This is a genomic window from Xanthomonas arboricola (genome assembly GCF_003353015.1).
In the GTDB taxonomy this organism is placed as follows: domain Bacteria; phylum Pseudomonadota; class Gammaproteobacteria; order Xanthomonadales; family Xanthomonadaceae; genus Xanthomonas; species Xanthomonas arboricola_E.
Genome location: NZ_QREM01000008.1, coordinates 491447 through 505741 on the forward strand (window position 1 = coordinate 491447; position 14295 = coordinate 505741).

The window sequence follows — 14295 nt, forward strand, 5'->3', positions numbered from 1 at the left end:
CCAGCCAGCCCCGGCTGGCGGGGCGGCGGGCGCAGGTTTACTGGCCCGCATTTTGCTGATGCAGACAAATGCCTGGCCGGTCGAGGGCGCGGCGCCCTCACCGCCCGCCGCGTGACAGTCGAGCAACCGTTGCCGACAGCCGCATCACCCAGCGGCGGCCACCTCTTCGACCGGCGCATCCCACAACGCGCGCCCGGCCTTCTTGCGCAGATACGCCAGGCGCGCCTCGTGCGCCTGCGACTCCGAGGCAGTCACCACCACCCGCGCGCGCGGCAGCAGCAGCGCCGGATCGAAGGCGATCATGTCCTCGCCATGCTCGCTGCGCTGGCCGGCATCGGCACTGGCAAAGCCGATTTCTTCCTGGCCCGAGGTCAGCGCGATATACACATCGGCCAGGATCTGCGCATCGAGCAAGGCGCCATGCAACTGGCGATGCGAGTTGTCCACGCCCAGGCGCTTGCACAAGGCATCCAGCGAGTTGCGCTGCCCCGGGTAGCGCTCGCGCGCCATCATCAAGGTGTCCACCACGGTGGCGCGCTCGACGATACGGCCATAGTTGTCGCCCAGCAGCGCCAGCTCGTTGTCCAGGAATCCCAGATCGAACGCGGCGTTGTGGATGATCAGCTCCGCGCCATCGATGTAGGCCAGGAACTCCTCGACCACATCGGCAAACAGCGGCTTGTCGGCCAGGAACTCCAGGGTCAATCCGGTCACTTCCTGCGCGCCGGGTTCGAAATCGCAATCGGGCTTCAGATAACGATGGAAGTTGTTGCCGCTCGGGCGCCGCTCCAGCAGCTCCACCGCACCGATTTCGACGACGCGGTTGCCCTTGCGCCATTCCAGGCCGGTGGTTTCGGTATCGAGAATGATCTGACGCATGAATCCTCTTGCTGATTGCCTACGCGATTGCGCTGCCACCGCGCTGGGCGATGGCCTGGTTGCGGGCGAGCACGTCGACGCGCTCGTTGTCCGGGTCGCCATTGTGGCCTTTCACCCAACGCCAATCGATGCGGTGACGTTGCGTGGCCGCATGCAGCCGCTCCCACAGTTCACGGTTCTTGACCGGGTCGCCGCCGGCCGTCTTCCAGCCGCGCCGCACCCAGCCGGACATCCACTCGGTAATGCCCTGGCGCACGTACTGCGAGTCGGTGTGCAGCACGATCTGGCACGGCTCGGTGAGCGTTTCCAGCGCCATGATCGCCGCCATCAATTCCATGCGGTTGTTGGTGGAGGTGGCTTCGCCGCCGGACAATTCCTTCTCGCGGCCGTTGTAACGCAACAGGGCCGCCCAACCGCCCGGCCCGGGATTGCCGAGGCAGGAGCCGTCGGTATGCACTTCAATGGATTTCATCAGCTTCTGGTGGTTGGAATGGTAAGTCGTCAGATCGTGGCCACCGGCTGCGGCCAGCGCGAGGGGATCGCGATCGGGGTCGGCCCGATCGACGCGGCGGCGCGCTTTTCCACTTCGAGCAGATACACCGCGCGCCAGGGTGCGCGATCGGTACCGGGAGCGCCACGCCCGGTGCGCCAGACCGGCCCCAGGTAGCGCTCGGCCCCCACGCATTGGAGCCCCGCACGCTGCGCCAGCAGCCGCCAGCGATCCGGCCGCAAGGCCACCGGACCGCGCCGCGCCCAGCGGAAGCGGTATGGGCTCAGCGGATTGAGCGTGAACAGCCATAGCCGCCCGCCCGGCATCAGCAGCCGCTCGCATTCGGCCAGGAACTCCGCCGCGCCGCCCACCACCGCATGCTGCACCACGATGGCCTGCAGGCTTTCGGTCGGCAACGGAAACGGCATGGCGCAACGCGCGTCGCCCGCGAAGCGGCCAGCGTGGCGTTGCAGTCGCAGCCCCCGCCCCTGCAGCAGCTCGCGCGGCGGCAGTTCGGGCGTTGGCGTCAGCCACAGCCAGGGCTGCGACGGGCGCGTCTGCAGCGCCGCAAGCGCCAATTTGCGCTCCAGCTGAAGCAGGCTGCGCCCTGCACCTGTTTCAAACCAGGATGAGACGCCAGCTTGACGGGAGAATGGCGTGACAGGCATGGTCCCAATTCTATGCGACTCACCGCCCTGCCCGCATTCGACGACAACTACATCTGGGCGCTGGTGGCCGACGATGGCCGCGCAGTCATCGTCGATCCCGGCCAGTCCGAGCCGGTAGTGGCCGCCGCAGAGCGCGAGGGCTTCATCCCCAGCGCGATCCTGCTGACCCACCACCATGCCGACCATATCGGCGGCGTGGCAGCGCTGCAGCAGCGTTGGCCGGAGCTTGCGCTATACGGGCCGGCCGACGAACGCATCCCCGCAGACGCCCGCCGTGTGGGCCAGGGCGAGCGCCTGAGCCTGCTTGGCAGCCAGGTCGATGTGCTGGAAGTGCCGGGCCACACCCGCAGCCATATCGCCTTCGTCACCGACCGCCATCTGTTCAGCGGTGATACCCTGTTCAGCCTAGGCTGTGGGCGGATGTTCGAAGGTACCGCTCCTCAGATGTTCGACGCATTGCAGCGCCTGGCCTCCCTGCCCGGCGAAACGCTTGTGTGTTGCGGCCACGAATACACGTTGGCCAATGCGGCCTTCGCGCTGCACGTCGATCCCACCAACGCTGCCTTGCAGCGCCGTCAACAGGAAGCCCAGGCCATGCGTCAAGCAGCCCGTCCTCCCCTGCCGATTTCGCTCAAGAGTGAACTGGCCACCAATCCTTTCCTACGTACCAGCAGTCCTGAAATCCGTGCCGCAGTCGCATCGCGTGCAGCCGGCGCACTCTCCTCCGAAGTTGACGTTTTCGCCGAACTTAGGCGCTGGAAAGACGAATTTCGCGCATGAGGCGCCTGCTTCTGGCAGTGCTGACCGCATCGGCGGTCATTGCACCTGCAGCCGCATGGTCCAACGACGCCAGCCGCTCCAAACCCGCCCAGAGCTCGATCACCCGGTCTGCCGCGCCCGAAGTGCGCAACGGCCGGGAGATCTTTTCGTCGTTCCTGGACGGCCGCGCCGACCCCGGCTGCGACAGCGCGCATAGCGATACGCGCTGGGAACAACACTTCTCTCGCGCACCGGCCCGCCTGGCCGACGATGCGCAGGACGTGTTGCCGCTGTTCGGCTACGTGGTCGATGAACTGCGCGAAGCCGACATGCCGACCGAATTCGCGCTGATTCCGTTCGTCGAGAGCGGTTACCGCCCCGGGGCGCGCAACGGCAGCGGCCCGGCCGGCCTCTGGCAATTCATCGCCACCACTGCCCGCAATCATCACGTACCGGTTGGCGCGCAGTACGACGGTCGCCTTTCGGCAGTGGATTCCACCACGGCGGCGGTGCGCTATCTCAAGACACTGTATGGCATGTTCGGTGGCGACTGGCGGCTGGCCCTGATGGCCTACAACGCCGGCGAGTACCGGGTGCTGCAGGCCATGCGCACGGCCGGCATGAATGCGCAGAACGCGCGCCCGTCCGAATTGCCCGGCATGTCCAAGGTCACCTATGAGTACGTGGAGAAGCTGCACGCGCTCGCCTGCGTGCTCGACCATGCGCAGCAGCAGGACAACCTGCTGACCTCGCTCGACCGCCCGGTACCGGTACTCACCGAACACGCGTTGCCGGCCGGCACCAGCCTCGACGCCTTTGCGGGACAACGCGCCATCGAGCCGCAGCTGCTGGCCAGGCTGAATCCGGCACTGGCCAGCGCGCGCGCCGCACCGCGCGGCGTGCACGTGCTTGCCCCGATCGCACCCGCACAGCCAGGTGCGGCAGGCACCATGGTCGCCTCCGCCGAAGCGGACAGCCTTGCCGGCGACAGTGCTGGCGCTCCCACCGTCGTTGCCACCGCAGCGACAAGGGCATCCAGGCCGCAGGCGCGCACCACGCACACGGTGCGCAATGGCGAATCCGCCTGGGCCATCGCGCGTCGCTACGGCGTCACCGTCACCACCCTGCTCACCAGCAATGGCCTGGACAAGCGCGCCGTCCTGAAGCCCGGCATGGTGTTGTCGTTCGAAGACGCACGCTGACGCAAGCGCTGCCTCCAGCGCTACTGACGGCCCCCGCTCCAGCGACGCCCGCGTCATTGGACATCGCGTACGCGCAAGCCGCGTGCCCAGGTAGAGGTCGGATGCGAACGGAGCGTCTGGTGACGTTCGCCCATCGCTTGCGTGGCTGACACGACACGGCGCGGAATCGGACACCCCAGGTGGAATCGGGAGCCGGCATGCTCGCGGGCGACTGGCCCCGCCATCGCCGCAAGCCAGCTCACCGTTGAGCGCGCGCCTGCCGTGCCTGCTGCCAAGCCCACGCAGGCAGCCTTCCGCCACGACGCCAACTGCGCAAACCGAGCCTGACATCTCGTTGCCTGGCAGATCAGCGCCTTGAATGACGCGCGTCGCCGCTGCCACCTGCGGCCCTGACCTGGCCAGCCCGCAGTTCCGGCAGGCATGCCCCCAATCGGTAACGACGCGCCAGACCCGGGATCGGTCGCCGTCATGCGCCCGCCACCTCGCTCCGTACGACCACGGACCCGTAGTCGCGCCGGCGGCCGGACGACGCAATACCCCGCACGGAAAACTGGCGGCGGCCCGCAGCGCCGGCCAAAGAAAAAGCCCGGTCACCCGGGCTCTTTCTCCTCCAGTCCAAGGGCAGCCGTTACAGCTGCGCCTCTTCGATCTGGATCTTGTAGCGCTGGCGCATTCCCTTGACGTAGGCCTGCGCCGCGTTGTTGCCGTCGATCTGGCTCAGCTGCTCGCGCAGCATGGTCTGCTGCTCGGCCGGCATCTGCTTCAGATCGCCCGGGGTCGCCTTGCTGATGACGAAGACCGCAAAGCGCCCGCCATCCAGCTCCACCTTGCCCACCGACGGCTTGCCTTCGCTCGGACGCGGCGCGCTGAAGATGGCGCGGTTTGCCGCCGGCGTCGGAATTGGCGCGGTGCGCGGCAAGCCCGGGATCGGCTGCACCTGCAACTTTTCGCTGGCGGCCAGCGCCTGCAGGGTTTCACCCTTCTGCACCTTGGCCAGCAAGGCGTCGGCAGCTGCTGCGGCCGCCTTCTCGGTGCGGTCGGCGCGGACCGCCGCGATTACCTTGTCGCGCACCTTGTCCAGCGGCAAGGCTGCCTCGGCGGTGTGATTGGTCACGCGCAACACCACACTGTGGTTCGGCGAGATGGTGATTGGATCGCTCACCGTGCCGTCCTGCACCAGCGTGTCGGAAAATGCCGCGCGCAGCACCGCCGGGTTGGCCGCGATACCGCTGGCCTCGGCGCGCGAGAACGGCCCCAGCGTCTGCACCGGCAGACCGACCTGCTTGGCTGCCGGCTCCAGCGCGGTGGGGTTCTTGTAGACCTGATCCACCAGCTTGCCGCTCACATCCGCAAACGCCTTGTCGGCATCGGCCTTGAGCTGCTCGGCGGCGAGCTGGTCGCGTACCTGCTCGAACGACTTGCCCTGGCCGCCCTTGACCTCGCGCAGCTGGATCACGTGGTAACCGAACTCGCTCTTGATCGGGCCGACCACCTCGCCAGCCTTCATCGCGAACAAGGCATCTTCGAACGGCTTGACCATCGTGCCTTTCTCGACCCAGCCCAGATCACCACCGGCCCCCTTGGAGCCGGGATCCTGCGAATTGGCCTTGGCCAACGCGGCGAAATCGGCACCCGGCTGCTTGGCCTGTGCGGCCAGCTTGGCCGCCTTTTCCTCGGCGGCCTTCTGCGCGGCGGGATCGCTGCCGGCGCTGATCAGGATGTGCGATGCCAGACGCTGATCCGGCTCGACAAAGCGCGCCTTCTCTTCGTCGTAGCGCTTGCGCAGCGTCGCTTCGTCGGCGGCGGTTGCCGGCGGCAACTTGGCAGCATCGAGCTCGACGTACTCGATTGTCACCGTCTCCGGCTGACGGAACTCCTGGGTATGCCCGTCGTACCATTGCTTGATCTGCGCATCGCTGACTGGCGCGGTATCGGCAGCCGGTGGCGGCAGCATTGCCAGCTCCACGTCGCGCGTTTCGCCCATCAGCTTGAGCAGGCGCTCGAACTCGGCCTTGGTCGCAAAGCCCGACTCGGCAATCGCCTGCGGAATCACCGACTGCTGCAAGCTATCGCGCACCAGTGCATCGAACTGCGCCGGTGTGCGTGGCGGCGTGCCCTGCGCAAGGGCCGCGCGGTACTGGTCGGGACTGAACTTGCCATCGACCTGGAACGCCTGAATGCCGGCGATGTAATCGCGCACCGTCGCATCGCCGATCACGATGCCGGCATCTTCGGCACCCAGACGCACGACCTGCTCGTCGACCAGCTGGTCGAGCACCTGCAACTTGTTCTCGCGGGATTCGAACGTGCGCGGATCGAATTTGTCGCCCTGGCGCTGCCGCTCCTGCATGCGCGCCTGCTCGAAGCGTTCGCGGAAATCCTGCGTACTGATTTCATGGTGCTGCCACAGCAGCGAGACCGGCCACCAGGACGGAGCCGATTTCCACCATGTCGGTGGCGCCTGCACCTTGGCCACGTTGTTGGCGCCAATGCCGCCGAGGTAGCTGTTGTCGATGACGAACAGGAACGGAATCATCAGCAACCCCAGGATGGCGGTAGCGATCCAGCCTGACGTCTTGTCGCGAAGTTTCTGCAGCATTGGCAAATCACGGCCTGTGGGCGAGCCGCGCAGTGTAACGCGCCTGACGCCGGGCACCCAGCCCAATCCCGTGCCAGGCTGGATTCGGCATGGCTTTCATTGCGCAATGACCGCCACAGCCGCAAAAAAAAGCCCCCGGCATGACGCCGAGGGCTCGTAGAACTGGCGGAGCGGACGGGACTCGAACCCGCGACCTCCGGCGTGACAGGCCAGCATTCTAACCAGCTGAACTACCGCTCCGCNAAAAAAAAGCCCCCGGCATGACGCCGAGGGCTCGTAGAACTGGCGGAGCGGACGGGACTCGAACCCGCGACCTCCGGCGTGACAGGCCAGCATTCTAACCAGCTGAACTACCGCTCCGCTTTAAACTTGGACCTCTGCTTCTCCACCGTACCTGCGACACAGATATGGTGGAGAAAACGAAGCCCCCAATCGCTCAGGGGCTTCGGTACAACTGGCGGAGCGGACGGGACTCGAACCCGCGACCTCCGGCGTGACAGGCCAGCATTCTAACCAGCTGAACTACCGCTCCGCGCTTGAAACATTTGCCTGGTGCTTAATGGTGGGTGCTGAGGGTTTCGAACCCCCGACCCTCTCCGTGTAAGGGAGACGCTCTACCGCTGAGCTAAGCACCCTAGCGAGTCGATTAGTTTACTGCATCCTTCAGGGCTTTGCCAGCCTTGAATGCAGGATTCTTCGAAGCAGCGATCTTGATGCTGTCGCCGGTCTTCGGATTGCGGCCGGTACGCTCAGCGCGCGCGCGGACCTGGAAGGTGCCGAAGCCAACGAGGGTGACGGCATCGCCCTTCTTCAGCGCCTTGGTGATTTCGCTCACAACCGCGTCAACAGCACGGCCAGCTTCAGCCTTGGAGATGTCAGCGGCAGCGGCAACGCCATCGATCAATTCGGTTTTATTCATTCTTGAAACTCCCTTTGCGGCAGATGCCGCGGAATCGACAATCGGCGCTCTTGCCGTTGGCGAAGAACCCGACACAAGTGGTATCGCGTGACGCATCACAATTTGCCGCGCCCACGAGTCGTGCATTTATACCAGCGCCCCCAACCGCACGCAAGCCAAAACCCAATAACGACGCGGGTTTTGGCTTGTTTTGCCTGGGTTTAGACAAGCGATTTCAGTGCTTGACGCGGGTCCCCGGCGTCGTGCGTGGCTTGCCGCGAACCGCAACCCGCGAGGCAGCCTTGCGGACCTTTTCCTTGCCCGCCTTCTTCGGTGCCAGCGGACGCTCCAATGCGAGATCCAGCACTTCGTCGATCCACTTGACCGGCACGATCTCCAGGTCGCGCGTCACGTTGGCCGGGATGTCGGCAAGATCCTTGCGGTTCTCGTCGGGAATCAGCACGGTGCGGATGCCACCGCGCAACGCAGCCAGCAACTTCTCCTTCAGGCCACCGATGGCCGACACGCGACCGCGCAAGGTGATCTCGCCGGTCATCGCCACGTCGGCACGGATCGGCACCCTGGTCAGCACCGACACCAGCGACGTCACCATCGCAATACCGGCGCTCGGGCCGTCCTTCGGCGTCGCGCCGTCGGGCACGTGCACGTGCACGTCCTGCTTCTGCAGGAAGTCCACGTCGATGCCCAGCCGCTCGGCGCGCGAACGCACCACCGACAACGCAGCCGACGCCGATTCCTTCATGACGTTGCCAAGCTGACCGGTCAGGATCAGGTTGCCCTTGCCCGGTACCAGCGTGGACTCGACCTGCAGCAGCTCGCCACCGACCTCGGTCCAGGCCAGGCCGGTCACCAGGCCGATTTCGTTCTCCTCCTCGGCGCGGCCGAAGTCGAAGCGACGCACACCCAGGTACTTGTCGAGGTTCTTCGCATTGACCGTGACCAGCGCCTTGGGCTTGCCCTTCTTGGCAGGCACCTTCTTGGCAACGAGCTGCGGGCCGGCAAGCGCGATTTCCTTGACCACCTTGCGGCAGATCTTGGCGACTTCGCGCTCGAGGTTACGCACGCCCGATTCGCGCGTGTAGTACCGCACGATGTCCTGGATCGCATCGCTGCCGATCTCGATCTCTTCCGGCTTCAGGCCGTTGGCCTTGATCTGCTTGGGCACCAGGTAGCGCATGGCGATGTTGAGCTTTTCATCCTCGGTGTAACCGGGGATGCGGATCACTTCCATGCGGTCCAGCAACGGACCCGGAATATTGAGCGAGTTGGAGGTGGCGACGAACATCACCTCCGACAGGTCCAGATCCACTTCCAGGTAGTGGTCGTTGAAGGAGTTGTTCTGCTCCGGATCGAGTACTTCCAGCAGCGCCGAGGACGGATCGCCACGGAAATCCATCGACATCTTGTCGATCTCGTCGAGCAGGAACAGCGGGTTCTTGCTGCCCACCTTGTTGAGGTTCTGCACCAGGCGGCCGGGCATCGAACCGACGTAGGTGCGGCGGTGGCCACGGATCTCGGCCTCGTCGCGGATACCGCCCAGGCTCATGCGCACGAACTTGCGGTTGGTTGCCTTGGCGATCGACTGGCCGAGCGAGGTCTTGCCCACGCCCGGCGGCCCGACCAGGCACAGGATCGGCCCCTTCATCTGCTTCACGCGCGACTGCACCGCCAGGTACTCGAGGATGCGCTCCTTGACCTTGTCCAGACCATAGTGATCGGCATCCAGCGTGTCCTCGGCGACCTTCAGGTCCTTGCGAACCTTGGTGCGCTTCTTCCACGGCACGCCCAGCAGCCAGTCCAGATAATTGCGCACCACGGCCGCCTCGGCGGACATCGGCGACATCTGCTTGAGCTTGTTGAGCTCGGCCTTGGCCTTGGTCTCGACCGGCTTGGGCATGCCCGCCTCGGCAATCTTGCGCGCCAGTTCTTCCAGCTCGCCCGGCGCATCGTCCAGGTCGCCCAGCTCCTTCTGGATCGCCTTCATCTGTTCGTTGAGGTAGTACTCGCGCTGGCTCTTTTCCATCTGCGACTTGACGCGGCCGCGGATGCGCTTTTCCAGCTGCTGCACATCGATCTCGCCATCCACCAGTCCGACCAGCAGCTCCAGCCGCTCGCCGATCTCGGTGATTTCCAGCAGCCGTTGCTTGTCGGCCAGGCGCACGCCGATGTGCGCGGCGATGGTGTCGGCCAGACGGCCCGGCTCGTCGATGCCGGCCAGGGTCTGCAGCAGCTCCGGCGGCAGCTTGCGGTTGGTCTTAACGTACTGCTCAAACAGCGACATCAACGAACGCGCAATGGCCTCCACTTCGCGCGGCTCACGCGCATCGCTCGCTTCGATCTCGGCGCCCTGGCCCTGCAGCGCGCCATCCAGCTCGACGACCTTGTCGACGGTGACCCGCGACAGCCCCTCGACCAGCACCTTGATGGTGCCATCGGGCAGCTTGAGCAGCTGCAGCACCTGTGCGAGCGTGCCGACGGTATAGAGGTCGCCGGCGGCCGGGTCGTCGGTTTCGGCCGACTTCTGCGCGACCAGCAGGATGCGCTTGTCCGCTTCCATGGCCTTTTCCAGCGCGCGCATCGACTTGTCACGGCCGACGAACAGCGGAATCACCATGTGCGGAAACACCACTACGTCGCGTAGCGGCAACACCGGCAGATCGAGAACTTCTGGTTGGGACTGGGCCATGGGGCGCTCCGCAGGAATGGGGATTTTGGGGCGTAAAAAAAGCCGATGGCCCCGTTATGGGGCCATCGGCGAGGTGTTGCAAGTAGCGTTCGGAAACCCTTTATCCGCGAGCGAGGCCGGAGCCCGGCGAAGCGGCCCCAGGGGGTCAATCGCCGGACGCTGCCTTGGCCGGAGCCGGTTGCGCCTGGTAGATCAGGTACGGCTCGGACTTGTGCTCGATCACCGACTCGTCCACCACCACCTTGCTGACATTTTCCTGCGAGGGAAGCTCGTACATCGTGTCCAGCAGCACCGATTCGACGATGGTGCGCAGACCACGCGCGCCGGTCTTGCGCTTGAGCGCCTTCTTGGCGATCGCCGACAGGGCGTCCGGGCGGAACTCCAGTTCCACGCCTTCCATGTCGAACAGCTTCTTGAACTGCTTGGTGATGGCGTTCTTCGGCTCGGTCAGGATCTTGATCAGTGCCGGCTCGTCCAGCTCCTCGAGCGTGGCAACCACCGGCAGGCGACCGACGAACTCGGGAATCAGGCCGAACTTGATCAGATCTTCCGGCTCGACCTCGGCCAGGATCTTGCCCACTTCCTGCTTGCGTTCGCTGCTCTTGACCTTGGCACCGAAGCCAATGCCGCCGGCATCGTTGGAGCGCTGCTGGATCACCTTGTCCAGCCCGGCGAATGCACCGCCGCAGATGAACAGGATGTTCTTGGTGTCGACCTGCAGGAATTCCTGCTGCGGATGCTTGCGGCCGCCCTGCGGCGGTACCGAGGCCACCGTGCCTTCGATCAGCTTCAACAGCGCCTGCTGCACGCCTTCGCCGGACACGTCGCGGGTGATCGACGGGTTTTCGCTCTTGCGCGAGATCTTGTCGATTTCATCGATGTAGACGATGCCCTGCTGGGCCTTTTCGACATCGTAATCGCACTTCTGCAGCAGCTTCTGGATGATGTTTTCCACGTCCTCGCCGACATAGCCGGCTTCGGTCAGCGTGGTGGCATCGGCGATCGTGAACGGCACATTGAGCAGGCGCGCCAGCGTTTCGGCCAGCAGCGTCTTGCCCGAGCCGGTCGGACCGACCAGCAGGATGTTGGATTTCGCCAGCTCGACGTCATCGTTCTTGCTGCGGCTCTCGATACGCTTGTAGTGGTTGTACACCGCCACGGCGAGCGTGCGCTTGGCGCGCAACTGCCCGATCACGTATTGATCCAGCACCTCGAGAATCTCGCGCGGCTTGGGCAGGCTGGAACGGGCCGACTGCGCCTTCTCTTCGAGTTCCTCGCGGATGATGTCGTTGCACAGCTCAACGCACTCATCGCAGATGAATACGCTGGGACCGGCAATCAGCTTGCGGACTTCATGCTGACTCTTACCGCAGAACGAGCAGTAGAGAATCTTGTTGCTGTCGCCGGAACGACCTTGGCGGTCTTCGCTCATGCTTCTGTTACCCAGTTACCCCACCCGATGCACGGGGGTTCGATTTCGAGAATAGCACAGGGTCGGGAGGACATCCGCCCTGCCCGACCCTGCCGGTTTTTCCTGCAATTTCAGCAATCTGGCGATCAAGACGGCTGGATCGACTCTTCCGGACGGCGTTCCAGCACCTGGTCGACCAGGCCATAGGCCTGCGCATCGACCGCGCTCTTGAAGTTGTCGCGCTCGGTATCGCGCGCAATGGTCTCCAGCGACTGCCCGGTGTGCTTGGCCAGGATCTCGTTCAGACGCGAACGCAAGGTCAGGATCTCGCGCGCATGGATGTCGATATCGGTGGCCTGGCCCTGGAAACCACCCAGCGGCTGGTGGATCATCACGCGCGAGTTCGGCAGCGCATAGCGCTTGCCGGCCGCGCCCGATGCCAGCAACAGCGCGCCCATCGAGGCGGCCTGGCCGACGCAGATGGTGCTCACGTCCGGCTTGATGTACTGCATGGTGTCGTAGATCGCCATGCCGGCGGTGACCACGCCGCCAGGCGAGTTGATGTAGATGCTGATGTCCTTTTCCGGGTTGTCCGCTTCCAGGAACAGCAGCTGGGCCACGATCACGTTGGCCATGTGGTCGTCGATGGGACCGACCAGGAAGATCAGACGCTCCTTCAGCAGACGCGAGTAGATGTCATACGCACGCTCGCCGCGGCTGGTCTGTTCGACCACCATCGGCACCAGGTTCAGGGCTTTGGTCACAATGCTCATCGGTCTTCCTGTTGTGGCAGCGGCCTGTGCCGATGCCCGTGTTCGATATCCACACCCTGACGACGGCAGGGCGCGGTTCTCTTGCTACCGCCTCAGACCCGGATGGCGTCCTGGAACGACAGCGACTGCTCGGTGTGCTGGGCGCGCTCGGCGATCCAGTCGATCACCTGCTCTTCCATGACACGGCTCTGCAGTCCCCCCATCAGTTGGGGGTCGTTGCGGTACATCTCAATGACCTGTTCGGGCTCTTCGTAGGTCGAGGCGATCAGACGCAGCGTTTCGCTGACGCGCTTGGATTCCAGACGCAGTTCATTGCGACGGGCCACCTCGCCCACCAGCAGACCGACCAGCACGCGCTTGGCGGCCGCGTCCATGAAGCCCTGGTGCGCGTCGTCCGGCACCTGGCCCGGATCGCGCCCGCTGCGGCGGACCTGCTCGACTTGCTGTGCCAGCATCGAACGCGCTTCGTTCTCGACCAGACGCGGCGGCATTTCCACGTGCGCATAGGCGGCGATCAGTTGCTCACCCACTTCGCGGCGCAGGCGATTCATCAGCGCGCCCTTGAGCTCGCGCTCCAAGTTGGTGCGGATGTCGGCGCGAAACTGCTCGGCATCGCCACTCTTCACGCCGAAGCTCTTGATGAACTCCTTGTCCACCACCGGCAACACCGGCTCGGACACCTCGACCGCCTTGACGTGCACCTGCACGGTCTTGCCGGCCAGCTGCGGCACGCGCCATTCGGCCGGGAAGTCGATGGTCAGGGTCTTGTCTTCGCCCTTGGCCAAGCCTTCCAGGCCCTTTTCGATCTGGTCGAACATCACGCCCGAGCCCAGCACGCTGCTGCCGGTCTCCACGCCCTCGGCGGGCAGGCGCTCGTCGCCGGCCTGCGACCACGTCTCCAGCGCCACCAGGTCACCGACCTGCGCGCCGCGCTCGACCGGGTTCCAGGTGCGGCGCTGCAGACGCAGGTTCTCGATCATCTGGTCGATGTCGGCATCGGTCACCTCGGCGGTGTGACGCACCACCGACAGCTGGCTCACGTCGATGTCGCCGAAATCCGGCACCACTTCGAAGGTGGCGACGAAGTCGAAATCGCTCTCGCCCTGATCGATGCGCGGGTTGCCGGCCAGACGCAGCGAATGCTCGCGCACCGCCGAGTCGAAGGTCTCACGCAGCAGGCCTTCCATTGCCTCGGCACGCACCTGCTGACCGAAGCGCTGCTCGATGACCTTGGTGGGCACCTTGCCGGGGCGGAAACCCTTGATGCGCGTGGTCCGCGCAAGCTCGCGCAGGCGACCACCGACATGCGTCTCCAGGAGCTCCTGCGGCAGGGTGAAGGTCAGGCGGCGTTCCAGATTGCCGGTGGATTCGATCGATGCTTGCATGTTGACTCCTGCCACCGACTGCACAAGCGTCGGCACGAGATGGAAGATGCGGGTTGACGGATGGCGAGAAAGCCGCCGAGCCTTGTAGTTTCGCCGATAACGGCGGCCGCTGCCAGCGGAATACGCGTCAGCGCGGCGCGCAAGGCAGGGGCACCAGGGCGACGGCTGGAAGCGGCCGGACGACGCACGGCCGCACTGCATTGGTGCGAAAGGGGGGACTCGAACCCCCACGCCTTGCGGCGTCAGAACCTAAATCTGGTGCGTCTACCAATTCCGCCACTTTCGCGATGCTGCAGTTGCCGTGCCATTGTTGCAGGGATGCCAGGAAAGAAAAAGCATCACCGGAGCGATGGCACTGCCGGATGCTGCCGCGGCCGGTGCGCTGCGGGCCGGCCCGGGCAGCGCGACCAGGGCCGGCCCCAAATCCTGGATGGTGAAGATAAATACATTCATCATGTAGCGATGCACACGCTCCCTGCGTGCGCTCCGCTAGCGCTGGGTAAAGCTGAGACTCGCTAAAATTC

Annotated in this window: 12 protein-coding genes and 5 tRNA genes; 2 read left to right on the forward strand and 15 right to left on the reverse strand. The window is 64.9% G+C overall.

Going from position 1 to position 14295, the window contains the following annotated elements:
- Window positions 1-144: 144 nt before the first annotated feature.
- From dnaQ to C0541_RS10140, 3 genes are read right to left on the reverse strand one after another with little or no spacing between them, the layout of a single operon-like run.
- Window positions 145-879 carry a DNA polymerase III subunit epsilon gene (dnaQ, locus tag C0541_RS10130; RefSeq protein WP_115048037.1) on the reverse strand — a complete coding sequence of 245 codons (735 nt, stop codon included), beginning with the start codon at window positions 877-879 and terminating at the stop codon, window positions 145-147.
- Between the two features lie 19 nt (window positions 880-898).
- Entirely contained in the window at window positions 899-1351 is a 453-nt protein-coding gene (rnhA, locus tag C0541_RS10135) for a ribonuclease HI (protein ID WP_115048039.1), read from the reverse strand.
- A gap of 29 nt (window positions 1352-1380) precedes the next feature.
- A complete protein-coding gene (locus C0541_RS10140) occupies window positions 1381-2037 on the reverse strand; it encodes a hypothetical protein (protein ID WP_115048041.1) in 657 nt (218 codons plus the stop codon).
- A 12-nt stretch (window positions 2038-2049) separates the two neighbouring features.
- Between C0541_RS10140 and gloB the strand changes: the two genes are divergently transcribed.
- Both gloB and C0541_RS10150 read left to right on the forward strand, forming a co-directional pair.
- Window positions 2050-2817 carry a hydroxyacylglutathione hydrolase gene (gloB, locus tag C0541_RS10145; RefSeq protein WP_115048043.1) on the forward strand — a complete coding sequence of 256 codons (768 nt, stop codon included), beginning with the start codon at window positions 2050-2052 and terminating at the stop codon, window positions 2815-2817.
- Entirely contained in the window at window positions 2814-3998 is a 1185-nt protein-coding gene (locus C0541_RS10150; RefSeq protein ID WP_115048045.1) for a lytic transglycosylase domain-containing protein, read from the forward strand. Before gloB ends, C0541_RS10150 begins: the two co-directional genes overlap by 4 nt.
- Before the next feature lie 628 nt (window positions 3999-4626).
- Here C0541_RS10150 and C0541_RS10155 read toward each other — a convergent pair.
- The 12 genes from C0541_RS10155 to C0541_RS20730 form a co-directional block, all read right to left on the reverse strand.
- The gene (locus tag C0541_RS10155) at window positions 4627-6597 is read right to left on the reverse strand and encodes a peptidyl-prolyl cis-trans isomerase (protein ID WP_115048047.1); all 1971 of its coding nucleotides are present in this window, start codon (window positions 6595-6597) and stop codon (window positions 4627-4629) included.
- Between the two features lie 163 nt (window positions 6598-6760).
- Window positions 6761-6837: transfer RNA gene (locus C0541_RS10160), tRNA-Asp, on the reverse strand.
- 43 nt (window positions 6838-6880) lie between these two features.
- Window positions 6881-6957 (reverse strand) — tRNA-Asp (locus C0541_RS10165).
- Between the two features lie 95 nt (window positions 6958-7052).
- Window positions 7053-7129 (reverse strand) — tRNA-Asp (locus tag C0541_RS10170).
- A gap of 28 nt (window positions 7130-7157) precedes the next feature.
- Window positions 7158-7232: transfer RNA gene (locus C0541_RS10175), tRNA-Val, on the reverse strand.
- 11 nt (window positions 7233-7243) lie between these two features.
- Window positions 7244-7516: an HU family DNA-binding protein gene (locus C0541_RS10180; RefSeq protein ID WP_024938423.1), complete on the reverse strand. Its 273-nt coding sequence runs from the start codon at window positions 7514-7516 to the stop codon at window positions 7244-7246.
- A 214-nt stretch (window positions 7517-7730) separates the two neighbouring features.
- Window positions 7731-10202, reverse strand: coding sequence for an endopeptidase La (lon, locus tag C0541_RS10185; RefSeq protein WP_115048049.1), 2472 nt, complete (start codon window positions 10200-10202; stop codon window positions 7731-7733).
- Window positions 10203-10347: 145 nt separating this feature from the next.
- The gene (clpX, locus tag C0541_RS10190; protein WP_003483788.1) at window positions 10348-11634 is read right to left on the reverse strand and encodes an ATP-dependent Clp protease ATP-binding subunit ClpX; all 1287 of its coding nucleotides are present in this window, start codon (window positions 11632-11634) and stop codon (window positions 10348-10350) included.
- A 125-nt stretch (window positions 11635-11759) separates the two neighbouring features.
- Window positions 11760-12386: an ATP-dependent Clp endopeptidase proteolytic subunit ClpP gene (gene clpP, locus C0541_RS10195; RefSeq protein ID WP_002806026.1), complete on the reverse strand. Its 627-nt coding sequence runs from the start codon at window positions 12384-12386 to the stop codon at window positions 11760-11762.
- 92 nt (window positions 12387-12478) lie between these two features.
- Window positions 12479-13771, reverse strand: coding sequence for a trigger factor (gene tig, locus C0541_RS10200; protein ID WP_115048211.1), 1293 nt, complete (start codon window positions 13769-13771; stop codon window positions 12479-12481).
- A gap of 201 nt (window positions 13772-13972) precedes the next feature.
- A tRNA-Leu gene (locus C0541_RS10205) sits at window positions 13973-14057 on the reverse strand.
- A complete protein-coding gene (locus C0541_RS20730; RefSeq protein ID WP_153064978.1) occupies window positions 14036-14227 on the reverse strand; it encodes a hypothetical protein in 192 nt (63 codons plus the stop codon). The genes C0541_RS10205 and C0541_RS20730 overlap by 22 nt, the downstream gene beginning before the upstream one ends.
- Window positions 14228-14295 lie beyond the last annotated feature (68 nt).

Bases quoted from the DNA above. Each gene is read 5' to 3' on its own strand.
- dnaQ (WP_115048037.1), bottom strand. From the start codon at position 879: ATGCGTCAGATCATTCTCGATACCGAAACCACCGGCCTGGAATGGCGC.
- rnhA (WP_115048039.1), bottom strand. From the start codon at position 1,351: ATGAAATCCATTGAAGTGCATACCGACGGCTCCTGCCTCGGCAATCCC.
- C0541_RS10140 (WP_115048041.1), bottom strand. From the start codon at position 2,037: ATGCCTGTCACGCCATTCTCCCGTCAAGCTGGCGTCTCATCCTGGTTT.
- gloB (WP_115048043.1), top strand. From the start codon at position 2,050: ATGCGACTCACCGCCCTGCCCGCATTCGACGACAACTACATCTGGGCG.
- C0541_RS10150 (WP_115048045.1), top strand. From the start codon at position 2,814: ATGAGGCGCCTGCTTCTGGCAGTGCTGACCGCATCGGCGGTCATTGCA.
- C0541_RS10155 (WP_115048047.1), bottom strand. From the start codon at position 6,597: ATGCTGCAGAAACTTCGCGACAAGACGTCAGGCTGGATCGCTACCGCC.
- C0541_RS10180 (WP_024938423.1), bottom strand. From the start codon at position 7,516: ATGAATAAAACCGAATTGATCGATGGCGTTGCCGCTGCCGCTGACATC.
- lon (WP_115048049.1), bottom strand. From the start codon at position 10,202: ATGGCCCAGTCCCAACCAGAAGTTCTCGATCTGCCGGTGTTGCCGCTA.
- clpX (WP_003483788.1), bottom strand. From the start codon at position 11,634: ATGAGCGAAGACCGCCAAGGTCGTTCCGGCGACAGCAACAAGATTCTC.
- clpP (WP_002806026.1), bottom strand. From the start codon at position 12,386: ATGAGCATTGTGACCAAAGCCCTGAACCTGGTGCCGATGGTGGTCGAA.
- tig (WP_115048211.1), bottom strand. From the start codon at position 13,771: ATGCAAGCATCGATCGAATCCACCGGCAATCTGGAACGCCGCCTGACC.
- C0541_RS20730 (WP_153064978.1), bottom strand. From the start codon at position 14,227: ATGATGAATGTATTTATCTTCACCATCCAGGATTTGGGGCCGGCCCTG.